This is a genomic window from Vibrio sp. QJM3NY_35 (genome assembly GCF_057785915.1).
Genome location: NZ_CM173508.1, coordinates 1,437,210 through 1,456,169 on the forward strand (window position 1 = coordinate 1,437,210; position 18,960 = coordinate 1,456,169).

General features: G+C 43.2%; 18 protein-coding genes and 1 riboswitch. Of the genes, 12 read left to right on the forward strand and 6 right to left on the reverse strand.

Going from position 1 to position 18,960, the window contains the following annotated elements; all coding sequences use genetic code 11:
* The first annotated feature begins 32 nt into the window (after positions 1-32).
* From AC3CH3_RS21730 to AC3CH3_RS21750, 5 genes are all read left to right on the forward strand, one after another.
* Entirely contained in the window at positions 33-536 is a 504-nt protein-coding gene (locus AC3CH3_RS21730) for a YgjV family protein (protein WP_019825028.1), read from the forward strand.
* A gap of 61 nt (positions 537-597) precedes the next feature.
* Positions 598-912, forward strand: coding sequence for a cupin domain-containing protein (locus tag AC3CH3_RS21735; protein WP_004730454.1), 315 nt, complete (start codon positions 598-600; stop codon positions 910-912).
* A 127-nt stretch (positions 913-1,039) separates the two neighbouring features.
* The gene (locus AC3CH3_RS21740; protein WP_488538405.1) at positions 1,040-1,522 is read left to right on the forward strand and encodes a GNAT family N-acetyltransferase; all 483 of its coding nucleotides are present in this window, start codon (positions 1,040-1,042) and stop codon (positions 1,520-1,522) included.
* 165 nt (positions 1,523-1,687) lie between these two features.
* Positions 1,688-1,945: a hypothetical protein gene (locus AC3CH3_RS21745; RefSeq protein ID WP_488538406.1), complete on the forward strand. Its 258-nt coding sequence runs from the start codon at positions 1,688-1,690 to the stop codon at positions 1,943-1,945.
* A gap of 131 nt (positions 1,946-2,076) precedes the next feature.
* Entirely contained in the window at positions 2,077-2,373 is a 297-nt protein-coding gene (locus AC3CH3_RS21750; protein ID WP_488538407.1) for a hypothetical protein, read from the forward strand.
* Positions 2,374-2,515: 142 nt separating this feature from the next.
* Here the strand turns inward: AC3CH3_RS21750 and AC3CH3_RS21755 are convergent, their stop codons facing one another.
* On the reverse strand, positions 2,516-3,013 hold the full coding sequence (locus AC3CH3_RS21755; protein WP_488538408.1) for a fasciclin domain-containing protein: 498 nt from the start codon (positions 3,011-3,013) through the stop codon (positions 2,516-2,518).
* Positions 3,014-3,215: 202 nt separating this feature from the next.
* On the opposite strand from AC3CH3_RS21755, the gene AC3CH3_RS21760 reads away from it, so the two are divergent.
* The 5 genes from AC3CH3_RS21760 to AC3CH3_RS21780 all read left to right on the forward strand — a co-directional run bounded on the left by AC3CH3_RS21760 (position 3,216) and on the right by AC3CH3_RS21780 (position 7,514).
* Entirely contained in the window at positions 3,216-4,199 is a 984-nt protein-coding gene (locus AC3CH3_RS21760) for a DUF2860 family protein (protein ID WP_488538409.1), read from the forward strand.
* Between the two features lie 160 nt (positions 4,200-4,359).
* Positions 4,360-4,854 (forward strand): GNAT family N-acetyltransferase, encoded by a 495-nt coding sequence (locus AC3CH3_RS21765; RefSeq protein WP_054546973.1) that lies wholly within the window; start codon positions 4,360-4,362, stop codon positions 4,852-4,854.
* An 86-nt stretch (positions 4,855-4,940) separates the two neighbouring features.
* A riboswitch (purine riboswitch) is annotated at positions 4,941-5,040 on the forward strand.
* 90 nt (positions 5,041-5,130) lie between these two features.
* Complete coding sequence (locus AC3CH3_RS21770) at positions 5,131-6,129, forward strand: adenosine deaminase (protein ID WP_488538410.1); 999 nt, start codon at positions 5,131-5,133, stop codon at positions 6,127-6,129.
* Between the two features lie 345 nt (positions 6,130-6,474).
* A complete protein-coding gene (locus AC3CH3_RS21775; RefSeq protein WP_017081172.1) occupies positions 6,475-7,191 on the forward strand; it encodes a Crp/Fnr family transcriptional regulator in 717 nt (238 codons plus the stop codon).
* A 164-nt stretch (positions 7,192-7,355) separates the two neighbouring features.
* Positions 7,356-7,514 carry a hypothetical protein gene (locus AC3CH3_RS21780; protein WP_017070406.1) on the forward strand — a complete coding sequence of 53 codons (159 nt, stop codon included), beginning with the start codon at positions 7,356-7,358 and terminating at the stop codon, positions 7,512-7,514.
* An 88-nt stretch (positions 7,515-7,602) separates the two neighbouring features.
* Here the strand turns inward: AC3CH3_RS21780 and AC3CH3_RS21785 are convergent, their stop codons facing one another.
* From AC3CH3_RS21785 to AC3CH3_RS21805, 5 genes are all read right to left on the reverse strand, one after another.
* Positions 7,603-8,268 (reverse strand): DUF2057 family protein, encoded by a 666-nt coding sequence (locus AC3CH3_RS21785; RefSeq protein ID WP_488538411.1) that lies wholly within the window; start codon positions 8,266-8,268, stop codon positions 7,603-7,605.
* A gap of 107 nt (positions 8,269-8,375) precedes the next feature.
* Entirely contained in the window at positions 8,376-8,765 is a 390-nt protein-coding gene (locus tag AC3CH3_RS21790) for a hypothetical protein (protein WP_488538412.1), read from the reverse strand.
* 41 nt (positions 8,766-8,806) lie between these two features.
* The gene (locus tag AC3CH3_RS21795; RefSeq protein ID WP_488538413.1) at positions 8,807-11,233 is read right to left on the reverse strand and encodes an ATP-binding protein; all 2,427 of its coding nucleotides are present in this window, start codon (positions 11,231-11,233) and stop codon (positions 8,807-8,809) included.
* Complete coding sequence (locus tag AC3CH3_RS21800; RefSeq protein WP_488538414.1) at positions 11,226-12,320, reverse strand: cytochrome-c peroxidase; 1,095 nt, start codon at positions 12,318-12,320, stop codon at positions 11,226-11,228. Before AC3CH3_RS21800 ends, AC3CH3_RS21795 begins: the two co-directional genes overlap by 8 nt.
* 427 nt (positions 12,321-12,747) lie before the next feature.
* Positions 12,748-14,310, reverse strand: coding sequence for an arylsulfatase (locus AC3CH3_RS21805; protein WP_488538415.1), 1,563 nt, complete (start codon positions 14,308-14,310; stop codon positions 12,748-12,750).
* A 346-nt stretch (positions 14,311-14,656) separates the two neighbouring features.
* On the opposite strand from AC3CH3_RS21805, the gene AC3CH3_RS21810 reads away from it, so the two are divergent.
* Together AC3CH3_RS21810 and AC3CH3_RS21815 are read left to right on the forward strand one after the other, a co-directional pair.
* On the forward strand, positions 14,657-16,204 hold the full coding sequence (locus tag AC3CH3_RS21810) for an arylsulfatase (protein WP_488539084.1): 1,548 nt from the start codon (positions 14,657-14,659) through the stop codon (positions 16,202-16,204).
* Positions 16,205-16,412: 208 nt separating this feature from the next.
* The gene (locus AC3CH3_RS21815; RefSeq protein WP_488538416.1) at positions 16,413-18,821 is read left to right on the forward strand and encodes a tetratricopeptide repeat protein; all 2,409 of its coding nucleotides are present in this window, start codon (positions 16,413-16,415) and stop codon (positions 18,819-18,821) included.
* Positions 18,822-18,960: the final 139 nt, after the last annotated feature.

Here is an 18,960-nt window from a genome sequence, read left to right on the forward strand (position 1 = left end):
CTAGGGCGTAATGTATTATTGAAGGAATCACCGTGTCTGCCTTTTATCTTTCTCAAGTATTAGTCGCGATAGCCATTTGTTTTGATCTTCTGTCATTCCAATTCAAGGAAAGGAAGAAAATCGTCACTTGTCTGTTCTTTGCTGGCGTTCTTATTTCGAGTCACTTTATCCTTCTCGAACAATGGACAGCGGCGAGTTTAATGACGATTGCCACGGTTCGCTATTTAACGAGCGTATTTTCTACCTCGTCTAAGTTTAAATATTTGTTCTGTTCTATGTCGGTGGTCGCAACCGCAGTGACTTACTCAGGGCTGACCAGCATATTGAGTTGCTTTGCTTCCGTGTTTCAAACCTTTGCTGCCTTCAATAAAGATGACCGTCGATTAAGAGAATTGATGATCATCGGAACCAGTTTTTGGCTGGTTCATAATTACTTAGTTGGCTCGCCAACAGCGGTTCTGATGGAAGCGCTGTTTATCTGCAGCAACTTGGTGGGCTATTACCGTTTTTATTTCAGAAAGAGTGCTGCTGCTTAGGTTGTACAGTGCAGTTAAAGCCCAGGTTGTTAATCAATTCAATGCTAGCTAGGAGAGCTTGATGCCAAACATTTACAATGATGTTCCTTCGTCAATACCCAATGAAATATTCAATGACCTGATTGCCAACGACGGTGTTCGAATCGAAAGAATATTGTCGCATGGACATAGCTCACCAGAAGAGGGTTGGTATGACCAAGATGAGAATGAATGGGTGATGGTGATTGAAGGTAAAGGTGTCATCGAGTTTGAAGATGGACGCGTTGTTACTTTATCAAAAGGGGATTACATCAACATCGCTGCACGAGAAAAGCACAAGGTCATTGGTACGGATAAAGACATGGTGACGATCTGGTTGGCTGTGTTTTATCGTTGATATCTTGTTCTAAAGCTGAGGTTGTTGAGTGCAGGTTACAGAGCCTGTTGAGCTTGGACTTTTGAGCCTGCTGATTCAGGTGTCTATTTGCACCTCTGAAAGAACTTAAGGCAAAAAGGAGTATGTCGTGGTTAGAATTCGAAACTATCAAGCGAGTGATGATAAAGCACTGTGGGAGATCTTCTTTCATACCGTACGTAACGTGAATGTTCGAGATTATTCTCAACAGCAAGTCGAAGCTTGGGCACCCAGTAGCTTTGACTTTGCATTATGGAAAAAGCGTATGAATGGGTTACAACCCTTTGTAGCTGAGCTCGATGGCTGCGTTGTTGGCTATACTGACCTGCAACCGAACGGCTTGATTGATCACTTTTTCTGTCACCACGAATATCAAGGGAAGGGTGTAGGGAAAGCGTTGATGGAACATGTTTTCACTGTGGGTCGAGTTCGTGGCGTATCGAGATATTTCTCTGAAGTAAGTATTACCGCAAGGCCTTTTTATGAGCACCTTGGCTTTAAGGTAGTAAATGAACAGGAAGTCGAAATGCGTGGCGTAAAGCTGACCAATTACGTGATGGAAAAGGTGGTTGATGATGGACAAGGCAGCTGAATAGGTGGACTCGTGTTCTTAGGGATACAGAAACCAAGTTTGAAATATTAATGAACCTTATTAAGGATAACTTTTCCTGATCTATTGATATTGTCGATGAGTTCAAATTGTGTGCAAGATAATTTGTCTAATCTAAACATTGAGTGAATACAAGGAGTGTTGTTCATGAGTCATGTGAGTAGATCTAAACTATATACATTGGTGTCGATGTTCTCCTTCGCTGTTGGCGTTCTTGCCTTAGATGCTGGGGTTTCGGGGTTATTTCCTCTCTTTGTTGTCGTCATCTCATTTTTTTCATTCGTCATTAACTCGTTTCTTTGTTTGTTCGGAGGTAAACGCGAAGATGGCTTTGATGCCTATCAAAAAGCAAATCAGACTCGGTCGGGAGCACTGGTCAAAGGCTTAGAAGACTCGAACAAATAAACCTATGCCTTCAGACGAACGGTAATCTCATTTCTGACACAGTTTTCACCTGCTTTTTGTTCTCTTATTCAAGAAAAATCATCACTTTAGAGATAATATTCACTTCAACTAATTTGAGTGAAGGAAGTAAAGTGGGTATTGAAGCTTTAGCGTTTGTGATGGACGCATTAATCACCGCATGTTGTATGTACATCGCCTCTAAAATGTCTTTCGTGGTCGCAGATTTTAAATCCCTTCTTATTATTGCTGTTATCGTTGCTTTGGTGTCATTGATTCCGACAGTGGGCTGGGTGTTAGGGTTGATTCTGTTTGTGTACCTACTGGGGAAAGCGACGAACTCTAGTATTGGTGATTGCATCTGGGTGGTGGTCTTCACGAAGGTGGTGTCGGTGGCGGTATTTCTAATATTCGGCCGCTTGTTTGTGTAACTCGGGTTCTTGTTGATATAGTTCTTGATGATATAAAGGCAGCCTCGGTTGTCTTGAGACCGTTATTAACTTTTTAGTTAAAAGATGAAAAGGGCGTGATCTGTCACACCCTCTTAAAAGGCTTTGACCGATATTGTATTTCTTATTTAGGCAACAGCACAGCGTCAATCACATGGATAACACCATTGCTAGCCTCAACGTCTGGCATAATAACTTTGGCGTTGTTTATCATTACGTTGCCGTCATCTATCGCTATCATTACCGCACCGCCTTGAACCGTCACTGCGCTATTTAACGTCATAACTTCAGCGGCCATGATTTTACCTGGTATTACATGGTATGTGAGCACTGCAACTAATTTGTCTTTGTTTTCTGGCTTCAACAACATGTCGACCGTTCCTTCTGGTAACGCAGCAAATGCCTCATCAGTGGGAGCTAATACAGTGAAAGGGCCTTCACCTTTCAATGTGTCAACTAAGTCCGCTGCTTTTACTGCAGCCACTAAAGTATTGAAAGAGCCGTTTTCAGCCGCAACATCAACGATGTCTTTCTTCATCTCGTGGTGGTTAGCGTGAGCAAAAGCCGTAAAAAGAAGCGTCGCAACTAGCACTGATGTGGTTTTGATTAATTTGTTAAACATATTGTCTTCCTTTGAGTTTTGTCCGTTATTTTCGAGAAGTTCTACGAAAGCTTAAAAGCGATAGATCAACTTATTGCACCTTTGAACCTATTTTTTAGACACCCAATTCGTCAGCTGAATGAATGTCTCCGTTAAATAGTTGTTATAATTTTAATTTAATACATATAGTTAACGGGTGATTATTCAATTAATGGATGTGAATATGAGGTTTGTTTTACCAGTTGTATTTTCGGCATTCGCTTCAATGCCAGCTTATAGTGGCCTTGCACCAACGGAAGGTTTCAGTGGTAACTTCAGTGTCTTGACGGGTGTATCTTCTGACAGCAGTAACTTGAGCACCGAGCAAGACGCGAATCAAGCAACTAACACCCAGGAAGGGGACAGCGAAAAGCAAGGGCTACTCGGCTTTTTGGGTACGGTTCAATATACCTTTGGCGAGTCACTGGCTCATCAAGTGTATGCGGGTACCACTCGAGAGGATATAGCAACAGGTACCATTGCTTTTGAGATTGGTTATCGACATCAGCTATCTGGAGGCACAATATTGGATTTTTCTGTTCTTCCTACGCTTATCTCGGGCAAGGCTTGGACGGATCCGTATGCTGTTGGCGTTAATCGAAATGAAACGGATGTGAAAGGTAATGTAGGACGACTGCAGCTCACTAATATCGGTGGAACTGGTTTTCGAACGGATCTCGCATTTGGGCAATCTGATGTTGATGAAGAGCTATCTGGTAGCCAAGGCTTATCTCCGGAAAATGCTGTGCTGCTGGATAGGGAAAGAACCTATGTGTACGCCAAAGCAGGGTACCGCTTTATCTTGCCAAACCAAGCAGGTCTATTTGTTCCTTCAATGGTGTATTTCCACTCAGACGCAGAAGGAGGAGCACTCAGCTTCGATAGTTATGGTATTGAATTAAACTACGCGAAGAGAATCGGTCGTCATGGTTTTGTTGTTACCCTAGATGCAAGTGATCGTGAATATGATGAGTCGAATCCAATTTACGGGCAAGTACGTGAAGAGAATGAATTCGGTGCATTCTTAGCTTATGAGTTTGGTGGCTTAATGGGTTATGAAGATTGGTCGTTTATTTCATTACTCGGTGTAAGGTCGATTGACTCTAAGATTGACTTTTACAGCTCTGAACAAGCATTAGCGAGTGTTGGTGTTGACTACAAATTCTGATATTCACACTGCGTAAACAATACTAATCAAAGCAGAAGCTCAGTCTTTCTATTTGTTTAATTATTTCGGGCACTTACACTTTCAAAGGTTGTAGGTGCCCGTTGCTATCCGTAATATGAAAATTAGCTTATGGACAAAAATAATATGATAAGGAAACGTTTTGGATATACAAATTAGACATTTAGAAGCAACGGATAGCCACGATATTTTTGATATTTATCGCCACCCTTCAGTTTCAGAAAATACCTCACAAAAGCCTTATCTTAGTTCTGACCAAGTGGAGCGACTGTTTGGCCATTCTGATCATTTCACATTGGTCGCCGAATTATCAGAGAAAGTCGTAGGACACATTACGCTATTCATGACCACAAAGGTAAGAGACAGGCACTGTGCTGGGCTTGGTATTGCGATTCACCCTGAAGCTCAAGGGAAGGGGATAGGAAAGGCTTTGATGCAAGAGGTGGTTAATCAGGCCGATAATTGGCTAAATCTAGTTCGTCTTGAGCTTGAGGTTCATGCAGATAACCACTCCGCGATTGCTTTATATGAACGAGTGGGTTTTCAGTTAGAAGGCACCAAAAGGCTGAGTACATTCAAAGCGGGTAAATATATCGATATGTTGCTGATGTCGAGAATTCGACCGGATTATCGTTGATATCGAGCTAAACGGGTTCCTGCTATATAAATCGGTTTTTACTATGTTAATGAGTAATTGATTAGTGAAATTCACACTGAACTCTGTATAGTGGCAACCGTTTGCTTCGTATAACCCCAATGATATGGTTTGGGGGTCTCTACCAGCTCCCGCAAAGTGCTGATTACGAAGGGTTTAGATCACAATTGTGTTCTTACTCTTTGTAATGGCGCTCAAGAAAACCTCCTGTCTATTATTCAGAGTAAGTGCACACCTAAAATCCATAGTAGGTGAAATATGAACGCATTTATTCAAGGGCTTCCAAAAGTAGAGTTGCATTTACACATTGAAGGTTCGCTCGAACCTGAGTTACTTTTCCAACTTGCTCAACGCAACGGCATTGATCTGCCTTATTCATCCCCAGAGCAGCTAAGACGCGCATACGAATTTGATGACCTGCAGTCATTTCTTGATATCTATTATCAAGGTGCGGATGCATTGCGCACTGAACAAGACTTCTATGATTTAACCTGGGCGTATTTAGAACGTTGTAAAGCCGACAATGTTATCCATACTGAAATTTTCTTTGACCCTCAGACACATACCGATCGTGGCATTGCATTCGACACCGCTATTAACGGCATTCATCGTGCGCTTGAACAGGGTCATAAAGAGTTGTGCATCACATCTCAAATCATCGCATGTTTTCTGCGCCATTTATCTGAAGAGAGCGCCATTCAAACGTTCGCCGATGTGTTGAAGCATCAAGACAAGATCATCGGAGTTGGCCTAGACTCTTCTGAATTAGGGCACCCACCAGAGAAGTTCAAGCGTGTATTCCAGCAAGCAAAACAAGCAGGCTTCTTAACGGTTGCCCATGCAGGAGAAGAAGGGCCTGCTCAAAACATTGTGGATGCGATTGAAATGCTCAGCGTGAGCCGAGTGGATCATGGTGTACAGTGCATGACCGACGAAGCTCTGATAGCCGAATTGATTGAAACCAAAATGCCGCTGACCGTGTGCCCACTGTCTAATATTAAATTGCGTGTATTTGATGAGATGGAAGACCACAATATTGTTGAGCTGTTAAGACGAGGCGTAGCGGTGACGATTAACTCGGACGACCCCGCATACTTTGGTGGTTATATGTCGGATAACTTTAACGCGGTGAGCCAAGCTCATGAGATGGCTGAGCAAGAGCTTGCTCAATTTACTTTAAATGCAATAGAAGCGAGCTTTATTGAAGAATCATTGAAACAGCAATATCGTGATGTTGTTTTGGCATATCTCACTTAAGCCAAAAATTAAAAGTTAAAAGTTTCAGTCTGAAACTACAGGCGGAGTTTAGGATATAGGTGAGTGCGAACGAACTCTCGGCATTCTGCGATTTAGAAAGCTTAAACGGCCAACAAGTGTTGGTCGTTTTTATTTTGGTTCTCAAGCGGGTTTTAAGCTAGATAAGTGGCTTAAGACATTAAGAAATATGATTTTATTTAGGTAAAAACATCTTGCCTTAAGCTTTAATGAACTACATTTAAACGAGGTGTAGATATACAGTGTCACGCTGTATTGATATAGAGATCAACTTAAGCATAAGCATATAAAAGCAGACACAGAGATTGTCTGAGGAGGAACAAACTGTTGTTAGATCCAACAATCAGTGAACAAATACAATGGCCGTGTGAATTGTCTGCGGACTTGATAGAAAGCTTGCTTGATATTGCCGTTTTTAAATCGGGTGTCGACAGCTTTGAGATTACAAAAAAGTTTCAGAATTTGCCCGGCGTCTTTTATATTTTAAGTGGCTCCGCTGGAATCTGTTTTTCTACAGAAAACATGAAAAGCTTATCTGGTGGTGTTATTGGAAGGGGAGATTGGATGGGTGCTTTGTCTATACATGCTGACTACAACCTCTTTGCAGTGGCAGAAGAAGTCGAGCCTATCACTATGGTACTTTTTCCTGCAAGTAAGGTATTAGAGCTCGCAGAACGGAAGTGCATGGTTTACAAATGGCTACTTCACTGTGGAACCAAAGCGCAATCTATTTGGATGCAGGCTTACTTATCCTCGATTCATGAAAAAGAGCAGAAAACTATTTACGTCTTGTTGGAACTTGCGGCACGCCAGACCAATATCGCGGGGGCAACCGTCAGCATTAATATTTCACAAATTCAACTGAGTTCGATAACAGGCATATCAAGACCTAGGCTAAACGAAGTTCTTAAAGGGATAGAGCAACAAGGCTTGGTTAAGATACAAAGAGGAAAGGTGTTTATCACCGATGTTAAGGGCTTGTATGAGCATATTTCACCGATGAATTTGATGATACGAGATCCTGTTGCTGAAATTAAGGCATGAATCTTTAACACCACGAGCTAACGTTTGGATTACTAGATTTTCAGTGTTTATTAGATATTTCAAAAAATTATGCACAGTGTTCTTTTAGGAACATACATTACAAGAGAACATCTATAATGTTCACTCTAGATTTATAAATTGAATTAGAGCGGAATAGAATTGTTATGAAAATGGCTGTATTGGAATATAAAGTATTGGGGCTTGGTGATTGGATTAAAACAAGAGTTTCTAGCCGCTGTGCGCACTTACTGGCCGCAGAATACAAAGCGCTAGGATGGCCAACAAAAGTAGATGGAAAAGTGTTATCGACTGAGTCGGCTTAATCAATATAAGCCTAAATCATCTAGGTGAAGACAAAAAAGAAGCTGGCAGTGTGCCAGCTTCTTTCATTTTTAAATTAAGACCATTGAGCTACTTGTTCACGTAGTCTTTGAATTTCTGCTTCGTTTCAGCATCCGCTTTTTCGTACCAGAAATACAACATTTCTTCAGCTGTATTCGCTGAATTTCCGTCAATCTTTGCTGGAAGCGTTACGGGTTGTGCTACTGCTGCTGCTGCGCCCGCGCTAGCACCTAGTGTAAGTACAGCGATGCCGCCTTTTTGGTTGTATTCCTTCGCTTCTTGCGGGTACTTACGACCAATCTGCATGCCATCTTTGATTAGCTTATCTTGCTTAACACTGATTGCATTTTGGTTTTCATCAACCAGTTTCCAATCTAAGTTTTGAAGGCCTTTTTTCGCTTCGTTGGTGTTGCGGAACTTCGGCATGTCGAACGTTAATACGGTGTCTGTCGCGTCAAAAGTAGCAATAATGGTGTCGCTATCGACAAACTCGCGGTCGTTACCTTGGCTAAAAGCGAGTTGATATTTGAAAACGATTTGGTTCACACCATCTGGAACGGTGATCGTTTTGCTCGAAGAGAAAAAGCCACCGTCAAGATCAGGCTTAGCCTCATTTACAGCTAAGACTTCGACTAACGCATCTGCGCTAGAAGGAACTTCAATTGTCACGTCAGCTAACACGTTTGGTGCTACGATAATTGTGGAAAGCAGCGCGATGGATTGTAATGTTTTCATAATCATACAGTTGTTTATGGATAGTTAAATTACAATCTCATGCAGAACGAAATATTTCAAGTTACCTTGTCTCGATTTGGTAAAATTCACCGAAACTTAACCTAAGCCTAATTCTTGAACGTACGAAACGTGTTTTTTTCGTTCGTATTATGGTGTGGCCTAAACGTTTTCTCTTCTGGATTATCTAAATCGCTCTCTTGAGCGCTTCGAAGCGACTGCAGAGTGATATACATAGGAACGAGAGCAGATACCCAAATGGCATAAATCGTAATCACTCGGTTGAAGGCGACGAACCAGGTTTCACTGCCCGTACTAGATAGGTAGTAGCCAATGAGCGTAAGCAAGGTGCAGGTGATAGCCCACATGACTGTGGAGGTTGGATCTTTCGTTGTTGCCGCCAGCAATACTATCGTAACGTAGGGAACGGCCATAGCAATGCCCAAAGGTACATGATAGTCGACCACAAAAATGATGGTTGCACCAAGCGCCAAGAACAAGTGTGGGCCGGTACTAGGTACATATCATGTGATACCTTTCTTTACCCCGTTTTTCGTTGCTGGTGGAGTTTGTGTATCAATCGAGTGGCTTGATGACTATTGACCATCAATCGATTGATCAGTTGTTGAAGCAATTCTGCTTCGGGCATGATGTGTTGATCGGCTATCTGTTCGGCTGAGCTCGCGAGTTCAAGCACTTCGTTCATTTCAAACCTTGCTGCAATCTCTTTAACCGCCTTCAATGTTCTGGGTAGGTCATCCTGTTTAGCGTCCGAAAATAGCTCTATCAACTCATCGATTTCGTTTTCTAGCTCATCAACGAGAGAAGTTAAGCATTTGAGCTTCTCGTCTGATTTAAGACCATCTTGTGCCAATACTTGGCTACGCGACAGTTCTTCCTCAGTGAGTGGCAGTTTATTTTGGGGATGACGCGTTAACATGGTGATGTTGCTTGCACCTTTGGTTAAAAGGTTATGTTCGTTAGCCAAGTTATGTCGGTTACCCTCAAATTGGTCATGAAACTCATTGATGGCGTTTTGTAAGCTGTTTTTCTGTAATGGTTTGGTGAGAACAAAATCAGCCCCTGACATGATAAATTCATCGTGTGCTTCTTTAAATACGTCGGCTGTGCATGCGAAAATTACGGTAGTCAGCTTGAGTTCGTTACGAATTTTTTGAATCGCTTCAATGCCGCTCATGTTCGGCATGTGATTATCCATGATGATCAGGTCATATTGGTTTGACGCCAACTTATCTAAGGCTTGTAAACCGTCGTAAGCGTTCTCAACCGTTAAGTTGATAGATTCACAGAACTTCCTAATCACCATTGCGTTGATCTTGTTGTCTTCGACTAACAATACTGAGAAGTCATCGAGAGTCCTATTGGTTTTGGTTGGCGTTTGAACGATGACTTGTTCTTCAAGTTCGTGCATTTCAAGCGGAAGCGAGATAGTAAATCGAGAGCCGAAATTAAGCTGGCTGGTAACCGTGATGGTGCCACCCATCAATTCGACTAACTGCTTAACAATGGAAAGCCCTAATCCTGTCCCACCAAACTTACGGGTCGTTGAGAGCTCGGCTTGTTCAAATGCCGTGAATATATGGTCGATCTTGTCTTCTGCGATGCCAATACCTGTATCAGTCACTAAGATATTCACGCTTGGTGGGGTGGTTGGTGTAATCAAGAATTCCACTTCAACCTTTCCTGACTCAGTAAATTTGACGGCATTGCCTGCTAAATTAAATAAGATCTGACGTGTACGTGCAGAGTCACCAATCAACTGAATATGGGGAGGGATGTTATCTTTAATGGTAAAAGCGAGGCCTTTGTCATCTGCAAGAGGCGTCAAGGTTTTATCAAGATGTGTCACCACATCTGCCATTGAGAAAGGGCTATATTCCAACTCCATTTTTCCTTGCTCAACCTTAGAAAAGTCAAGAATATCATTTAATATGGTGACAAGATGCTGGCCTGAATCGATGATGATCTGTGCTTGTTGGCGGGTATCGGCACTTTGCGAATCCTCTTTGATTATTTGAGCTATTCCTAGTACGCCATTCATCGGCGTTCTTAACTCGTGACTCATGGTGGCAAGGAATAAGGACTTCGCTTCGTTGGCTTTTTCTGCTTTGTTTGCGGCTTCTTGATAGGCAAGGTTGTTTCGTTTTAATTCAAAGACTCGGAAGATAAAGATGGCGAACGAGAAAGCAAAGGTTAATAGCGCGAGTGTGATGATAAGTTTGACAATCACGCCTTCTAATTGGTCTTGAAGGTCGGTGAATTGATGTTCAATTTGTTCAAGATACTCCATGTTATGCACCGAAAGAACTTGAGATAACAGTACATTTTGTTGCTGATTGAGTTCAGCGAACGTTTCAGACAGGTCCGCCAACTCTGAGCTAATCTCTTGATGTTGAATTTGGCTCCCTGAAAATAACACGCTAGCAAGTACCTCACTTTGAATGTTGAGCTCCGGTGTAGAGAGAGCATTTAGTTTTTCTGAATCATGTCCCCTTGCTGCTTCTCGATGGTTTGCTGAATGACTATTAATGAGTTGCAGCGTTAGGGATTGCAGTATGAACTGACGAGCGACACTCAACCCGACGAGCTTGTCGAGCGTATCGACATTGGATATCGAGGCCTTGTGGAAACGTTCAAGTAATTGGGTGGTTTGTAAATTTTGAAAGAACGTTGAGTGGATGCTTTCCCCCTTATAGCTATCCTTTAGCTCTTGCAATTCTATTTCTAGTCTGACTAAATCAGCCGATATTTGGTAAGGGTTCGAAATATCAGCGAGAGCAGCGCTGGTTATCTGATCGCGCATCTCTAAAACTTCATGCCCCAGCTCTCGAACAGATTCTCCATATTCCGATACTTTCCCGTGCTCAGAATAGGTCAATATGATTAAGCTAACCAAAGCCAAGAATAGCGAGAAAAACAGCAAAAAGATGAGTCTGATTTTATTCATTTTCAAACTCCACTAATATCTGAGGGCGGCTGCCCGTTAAGGTTTCTAGAAATGTTTTAATCTCACTAATAGTTTGCTTTTCAAACGTTTTACTGAGTTGGCTTTCACCCATGATTTTGATGGCTTCCTCTAACGTTTCAGTTTGACCATCATGAAAATAGGGGGCAGTGATCGCCACGTTTCTTAAACTGGCGACACGGAAGAGGTGCTTGTCTTGTGGTTGTCCTGTAAACATAAATCTACCTTGGTCTTCACTTCGTTCTGAGCCCGTTTTTGATAACCCAAAATAGCCAAATCGCATCACCATGCCTCCACCAATATTGGTACCTTGGTGACAACGAATGCACCCTTGTTCTTGAAAGGCCTCCCAGCCTCGCTTGGCCTTATCAGACAACGCTGAATGATCGCCTCGCAAGTACTGGTCGAAAGGAGAATCAGGCGTGGTTAGCCCTTGCATGAACTCAATAAGTGCAGCCTTAATCGAAGCTTCGTTGATGGTTGTCGATTGTTCTTTGAATAGGCTGATGTGAGTCTCCGATTGAGATACATAGTCCGTAATGTGTTTCCAGTTTGAATCCATTTCGTCGACGTTGTGTACTGGACCATCGATTTGATCGCCAAGGTTATTCACCCGACCAACCCAAAAAAATCGGTAGTTAAAGGCAGCGTTAAAAACGGTGAGTGAATTTCGCATTCCTGCTCCATTTACGCCAATGGAAACAGGAATCACTTCAGCGCCATTGGTTTGTAGGCTATGACAACTTTCACAGCTGACACTTCGGTTCGATGATAAGTTAGGGTCTTTGAATAGCGCCCAACCTATCTTGGCAAGTTCATTGTTAATCTCGGTCGAATCTGGAATTGAGAAGATTTGTTGATCTGGAAATGCCGCTTGTTGGGCATCTTGTGAGTCTGTGTTTGAGTCGTGTTCTGAAGAGTATGAATCATCATGGTCGTTTGTATGAGAGTGATTTTCTTGGTGTTCAAATGAGGCGTGCATCTTTAGAGAAGCGGCGTCATAAACCAGTAGGCCTATTGAAACCCAAATGACAGTTATGCTTATTACTGCTAAATATGGCGTTTTCATAGTATTAGTTCCATCTAGTTTAGATAATTTGGGCAAGTCAGAATCCTTCTGATTTAAACCTTATTCACCCTGTGGATGAGAGGTGTATAGTTATGAACTTAGTTTTATAGTGGTGATGTTGCAAGAAGATGGTGTAACAAGAGGAGAGGAGCAAGATGAAGTCATTGAATCGTTGAATGACAAGGAGCAGGGGGCGTTAGGAACAACGCGTTACGTAGGGCAAGTTAGTGACTTAACGGTGAATTCGAAAAGACCTTGTTGTATAGAATTTGAATTTTAATATACAGATACAGATACAGATACAGATACAGATACAGATAACAAGTGCCAGACGTAGAAAAGCCGTGGTAACTGCATAGAGTGACCACGGCTTTGGTATTACATCATGTACTTTCTAAACTACTTGAATTACATAGTCTAGAGGGGCTTATTTAGCTTGCGCTGCAGCAGCTTCTAGTCGTTGAAGTCTACCTTGCAGCATTAGAACGTTCTGGTTGAAGTTACCAGGGTTCAATGCTTGGCTTTGCTGCATTGGGTAGTCAGAAATCGTTGACAAGAAAGATTGAACTTCATTGCCTACTGGTACAAATAGCCACATGTTGTCTGCCATCCAACGCATGTACAAACCAGATTCGTGTGGTGCTTTTTCGAATGGGTCTGCACGAAGGTGAACAATTGAAGGCCAGTTCGTTTGGAAGCGAACACCATCAGAAATATTACCTTCCATATGGGCAAACTGAACTTTAAAGTCGCCAGTACGAACAGCATCTAGCTCAGCGTTTGCAGAGAAGTACATCAGAGAGTCACGCGGGCCTTGCTCTTCTTTACCTTGGAAGAAAGGTAAGAAGTTGTGGCCATCTAGGTGTACACGCCAGTTTTTACCGTTGTAAGTTGCACCTTTTTCAGAAGCCAGTTTATCAACCACTTTATCATCACCTGCGGCTGCAAGAAGTGTTGGGATCCAGTCTTTATGGCTCATCATGTCATTGATTTTAGTACCTGGGTCGATAGTGCCAGGCCAACGAACAAGCTGAGGTACGCGGAAACCACCTTCCCATGTTGTGCCTTTTTCACCATGGAAGAAAGTCGCACCGCCATCAGGCCATGTTGCTGTCTCAGCGCCATTATCGGTAGAGTAGATAACGATAGTGTTGTCAGCGATTTTCAGTTCATCAAGCTTATCTAGTAGAACACCAACGTGGTCATCGTGTTCCATCATGCCGTCTGCGTAGATGCTGATACCAGAAACACCTTGGTATTTCTCTTGTAAACGAGTCCAAACGTGCATACGAGTGGTGTTATGCCAAATAAAGAATGGCTTGTCAGCTTTCACCGCTTTTTCCATGAACGCTAGAGATTCTTCTAGGAACTCTTCATCCGCGTGTTCCATACGCTTACGCGTCATAGGGCCCGTATCTTCAATCTTGCCATCAGCAGTCGATTTGATTACACCACGAGGCGCGTATTTAGCGCGGAACTCAGGGTCTTTAGGGTAGTAGTATGTTTCAGGCTCTTCTTCAGCATTTAGGTGGTAAAGGTTACCGAAAAATTCGTCAAAACCGTGTGCTGTTGGGAGGTGCTTATCTTGGTCACCCATGTGGTTCTTACCAAACTGAGCCGTCATGTAGCCTTGCTCTTTTAGTAAATCAGCAATAGTTGGAGCCCAATCAGGAATACCGTGATCAGAACCTGGCATGCCGATAGTCAAAAGACCAGTACGGAAAGGTTCTTGACCCGTTAAGAATGCAGCACGACCCGCAGTACACGATTGTTGACCGTAGTGGTCAGTAAATAAAGCACCTTCGTTTGCGATTCGGTCGATATTTGGCGTGTCGTAACCCATCATGCCATTGTTGTATGCTCCAATGTTGAAAATACCAACATCATCGCCCCAAATGGCAAGAATGTTTGGTTTCTCTGCTGCTGTCACCGCGGAAGAAGCGGCTAATAAGCCAACACCTAATGCTAGTTTATTAATTTTAGTACCCATAAGGACTCCGGTTTACTTTTAAGATTAATGCGTTAGAGCAACACATCGTTGGGCAAACATTAATCTCTAAAATCGGTCGTGTCTTTTTATAGTGGTTATAACTAATTGTTATGGGGTTATTATAACCTTTTGATTTTTAGGGTTTTGGCGTTATTTACTCATTTTAGCCTCTAACGTCATGTGTGATCCTTATCATGTTTATATACGTAATTTCCATCGTCCAGTTGTGCGCGTCGCTGTGAAGAAAAATGACAAATAGATTAATAGTTTAGCGAATCTCGCGATCGTTCAAAAAATGGACTATACGTTGTAGGGCAGGATGCAAATAACTAACGAAGAGGTTTCTATGACAGCGAAATATGGCGTCAAACGTCGATTAGCGATTTTGGGTACTGCGATGATGGCGGCTTCCACCTCCACATTCGCGGCAGAAAAACCGAATATTCTCGTCATTTGGGGTGACGACATTGGTCAATCTAATGTCAGTGCGTACACCTTTGGCTTAATGGGGTATCAAACTCCGAACATTGATAGCATCGCCAAAGAAGGCATGATGTTTACCGATTACTACGCAGAGCAATCTTGTACCGCAGGTCGCTCTACGTTCATTACAGGTCAAAGTGTACTGAGAACAGGCTTAAGTAAAGTAGGCTTGCCGGGTGCCGATATTGGCCTTCAAGCAGAAGATGCAACCATTGCTGAACTGCTTAAACCTCTGGGTTACATGACAGGTCAATTTGGTAAAAACCACCTTGGCGACAAAGATGAATTCCTTCCAACAGCACACGGGTTTGACGAATTTTTTGGCAACCTTTATCACCTAAATGCTGAAGAAGAACCCGAAAATGAAGATTACCCAACCGACCCAGAGTTTCGTAAGAAGTTTGGTCCGCGTGGTGTTATCAAATCATTTGCTGACGGCAAGATTGAAGATACGGGTCCATTAACACGTAAGCGTATGGAAACGGTCGATGAAGAAACGCTCGATGCCGCACTTGATTTCATGGACCGCGCAGTGAAAGCCGACAAGCCATTCTTCGTTTGGTGGAACGCAACACGTATGCACTTCAGAACGCACGTGAAAGCGGACAGTAAAGGTGTGACAGGCGTTGGTAACTACGCTGATGGTATGGTTGAGCACGATCGCCACGTTGGACAATTACTGAAACAAGTCGACGAATTGGGTATTAAAGACAACACGATTGTTTTCTACTCAACGGATAATGGTCCACACATGAACTCTTGGCCTGATGCGGGTACAACACCGTTCCGGGGTGAGAAAAACACCAACTGGGAAGGTGCATATCGTGTACCAGCAATGGTTCGTTGGCCTGGTAAGATTGAACCGGGCAGCGTTTCTAACGAAATTATGCACCACATGGACTGGATGCCAACCTTCGTTGCAGCCGCTGGTGATGATCAAATCAAAGAGAAACTGCTGAAAGGTCATACTGCGGGTGACAAAACGTTTAAGGTTCACCTAGATGGTTATAACTTCCTTCCTTACTTAACCGGTGAAGAAGAGAAAGGTCGTCGTCATGAGGTCTTCTACTTTACCGATGATGGTGATTTAGCGGCGCTTCGTTACAACCAATGGAAAGCGGTGTTCATGGAGCAGCGTGCAACGGGTACCATGCAGATTTGGTCAGAACCGTTCGTGACGTTACGTCTTCCTAAGCTATTTAACCTGCGTATGGACCCATACGAAAATGCAGATATTACATCGAACACATACTACGACTGGTTGTTAGACCATGCTTATATGTTTGTTCCTGCTCAAGCGTATGTTGGCAAATTCTTAGAAACATTTGCTGAATACCCGCCACGCCAAAAAGCAGCAAGCTTTAGCTTGGATCAGGTTATGGAAAAACTTCAAGAGAACCATAACAAGTAAGCTTTGGTTTATTGAAACTGACAGTTTGATGAAACTGCTAACACGAAAGAGCTCTTCGGAGCTCTTTTTTAATGCGCATATCGATGAGTAAATACCAGTCGTGAATATGAGTCACAACTATCAAGCTCATTGCCACTAAATAATTGTAAATTCGTTGTTTTTACGTCTACCTTATTAAGCATAAGGATGTATAAAAACAAGGAATGTTATGTCTGCATGGTTGTGCTCACTGGTAAACGGATTGAAACACCAGCGAGTCGCAGTATTATCCGCAATCTTGTCTTCACTGATGTTGTCGCTGTTCAGTCTGAACGCCTATGCCAACGAGCAAGATCCTAATATCAACTCTGATATTTCAAAGGCCAACTCTGTAGCTTCACACGTTAGCTCTGACGCTTTACCTATCGGTTCTAAAGCCACGTATGTCGGTTCGGAAGCGTGTGTTGATTGTCATAGTGAAGAAGTCGAAGCGTGGGAGGGCTCTCATCATGATATGGCGATGAAGCACGCTACAGACGAATCTGTATTAGGCGATTTCAACGATCAAACAGTCACTCATGAAGGTAGACCCAACCGATTTTTCCGCAAGGGCGAAGAGTTCTGGGTAAACATCGAAGGGCCAGACGGCCAATTCAAAGATTACAAAATCAGCTATACCTTTGCCTTTGAACCACTACAACAATACATGGTTGAATTTGAAGATGGTCGTGTACAGCTAATTCCCTTCGCTTGGGACTCTCGCACTGAAGGCGAAGGCGGTCAACGCTGGTTTCACCTCTATCCGGATACCACCAACACCGATGAATTCTACTGGACCAATAGCGGTCAAAACTGGAACTTCATGTGTGCTGATTGCCACTCTACGAATCTAGAGAAAAACTACGACAGCGCGAGTAATACCTACAACACTACTTGGTCCGAGATTAATGTCGGTTGTGAAGCGTGTCATGGCCCTGCGAGTGAGCACGTTGAAAAGGCTCAGCTAGCAAAAGCTAACGGTGGAAAGGATGCTCCAGTCTCGGCGCATTATGGTTTTGATCGCGACTTGTCGAAGTCGGTCAAAGAGTGGATCTATCAAGAGGGCAACTCAACACTGCAACCAAAAGACATCATCCATACCAATCAAGTTCAAACCTGTGCTCAATGCCACAGCCGACGTACTCAGTTGAATGAAACAGGCGACCACGTGAATGGGTCATTCTTTGATAAGTATCGCCTGAGCTTAATTACTCCTGAGCTTTACCACAACGATGGTCAAATCTACGATGAAGATTACGTTTACGGATCTTTCCTTCAATCAGTGATGGCGGAAAAAGGCGTTACATGTACTAACTGCCACGATCCCCATACCGCTGAACTAAAAATTGCGGAAGAAGCCGTGTGTAGCCAATGTCACATTGCATCAGAATACACGCCTGAAAAGCACACATTCCACGAAGCCAATACCGAAGCATCACAATGTACCACTTGTCACATGCCAGAGACGACTTACATGGAGGTCGATCCAAGGCGTGACCACAGTTGGCATATCCCACGTCCTGATATTAGCCAACACATTAAAACGCCAAACGTGTGTACTAGCTGTCATGAAGACCAAACCGACCAGTGGGCAGATAAGCAAATCGGTGAGTGGTTCCCAGATTCTAAGTATCGTAATCAGCAGCATTTTGCCGTGGCCTTTTATGCTGACTCAATAGGACACCGAGGGGCAGAGGATGCGTTGGCGTATTCGGCTCAGGATTCCAGCTTAAGCAATATCATTCGAGCATCGAGCTTAGAACGTTTGGGCGGTAATACGGGTAAGAATACGCTGATCTCGCTGGCAAGAGCGGTGAAACATGATGACGAGATGATCCGTTTGGGTGTGGTGCAAGGCTCGTCTGGTTTCCCATTTACTGACCGTTGGCAGATTCTAGAACCGCTGCTGAAAGATCCTGTATTGTCGATTCGTTCAGAAACCGCAGGTGCATTGGTACGTTACTGGGGAGAAATGAATCCTCTGCAGAAAGACCAAATCAAACCTGCACTGGAAAAGTACATTGAGATACAGCAATTTAATGCCGACAGAGGGTTTGGACGCACTAATCTAGGAAATGTTTACCGAGATTTAGGTCAGCACGATAAAGCAATTGAATTTTATTTAGGTGCTATCGAGATTGAGCCTTACTTCGAAAACAGCTACGCCAACTTGGCGGATCTGTATCGCGCGCAAGGTAACGAGGAAAAAGCGTTATCGACCTTGAAGCAAGGTATTGAAGCTCAGCCGAAATCGAGTGTATTACCATACAGCACGGGATTATCTCTGCTTCGTGTGAAAGATTACGAACAAGCAACGGACTACCTTAAACAAGCTGCTGAAACTGCACAAACCGACCCACAATATTGGTATGTGTACGGATTGGCTTTGGAGAAATCGGATGTGCTTGCGGCAAGTCAATCACTGCACAAGGCTTACCAATTTAGCCGCAACCCACAGCACTTGTATGCCCAGTGTGAAGTGTTGGCGCGAAACAGCCATATACCGGGCGTACCAAAGGCGTTTGAGCAATGTATTTCATCACTGAGCAAAGTGGCACCGCCGGAGGCCATTAACCAATTGAAAGCTAAGTTTAAATAAAGCGATGAGGTGAGCTTAGCTATGGTGCTTGCTGCTTATTCCGCTTGTAACCAATTATCGCGCTTATGAGCAATTATCACGTTTATAACTTATCGCGCTGATGAACAATTATCACGTGTATAACTAATAGTTATGGGGC

Bases quoted from the DNA above. Each gene is read 5' to 3' on its own strand.
- AC3CH3_RS21735 (WP_004730454.1), top strand. From the start codon at position 598: ATGCCAAACATTTACAATGATGTTCCTTCGTCAATACCCAATGAAATA.
- AC3CH3_RS21745 (WP_488538406.1), top strand. From the start codon at position 1,688: ATGAGTCATGTGAGTAGATCTAAACTATATACATTGGTGTCGATGTTC.
- AC3CH3_RS21755 (WP_488538408.1), bottom strand. From the start codon at position 3,013: ATGTTTAACAAATTAATCAAAACCACATCAGTGCTAGTTGCGACGCTT.
- AC3CH3_RS21760 (WP_488538409.1), top strand. From the start codon at position 3,216: ATGAGGTTTGTTTTACCAGTTGTATTTTCGGCATTCGCTTCAATGCCA.
- AC3CH3_RS21770 (WP_488538410.1), top strand. From the start codon at position 5,131: ATGAACGCATTTATTCAAGGGCTTCCAAAAGTAGAGTTGCATTTACAC.
- AC3CH3_RS21780 (WP_017070406.1), top strand. From the start codon at position 7,356: ATGAAAATGGCTGTATTGGAATATAAAGTATTGGGGCTTGGTGATTGG.
- AC3CH3_RS21785 (WP_488538411.1), bottom strand. From the start codon at position 8,268: ATGAAAACATTACAATCCATCGCGCTGCTTTCCACAATTATCGTAGCA.
- AC3CH3_RS21795 (WP_488538413.1), bottom strand. From the start codon at position 11,233: ATGAATAAAATCAGACTCATCTTTTTGCTGTTTTTCTCGCTATTCTTG.
- AC3CH3_RS21800 (WP_488538414.1), bottom strand. From the start codon at position 12,320: ATGAAAACGCCATATTTAGCAGTAATAAGCATAACTGTCATTTGGGTT.
- AC3CH3_RS21805 (WP_488538415.1), bottom strand. From the start codon at position 14,310: ATGGGTACTAAAATTAATAAACTAGCATTAGGTGTTGGCTTATTAGCC.
- AC3CH3_RS21810 (WP_488539084.1), top strand. From the start codon at position 14,657: ATGACAGCGAAATATGGCGTCAAACGTCGATTAGCGATTTTGGGTACT.
- AC3CH3_RS21815 (WP_488538416.1), top strand. From the start codon at position 16,413: ATGTCTGCATGGTTGTGCTCACTGGTAAACGGATTGAAACACCAGCGA.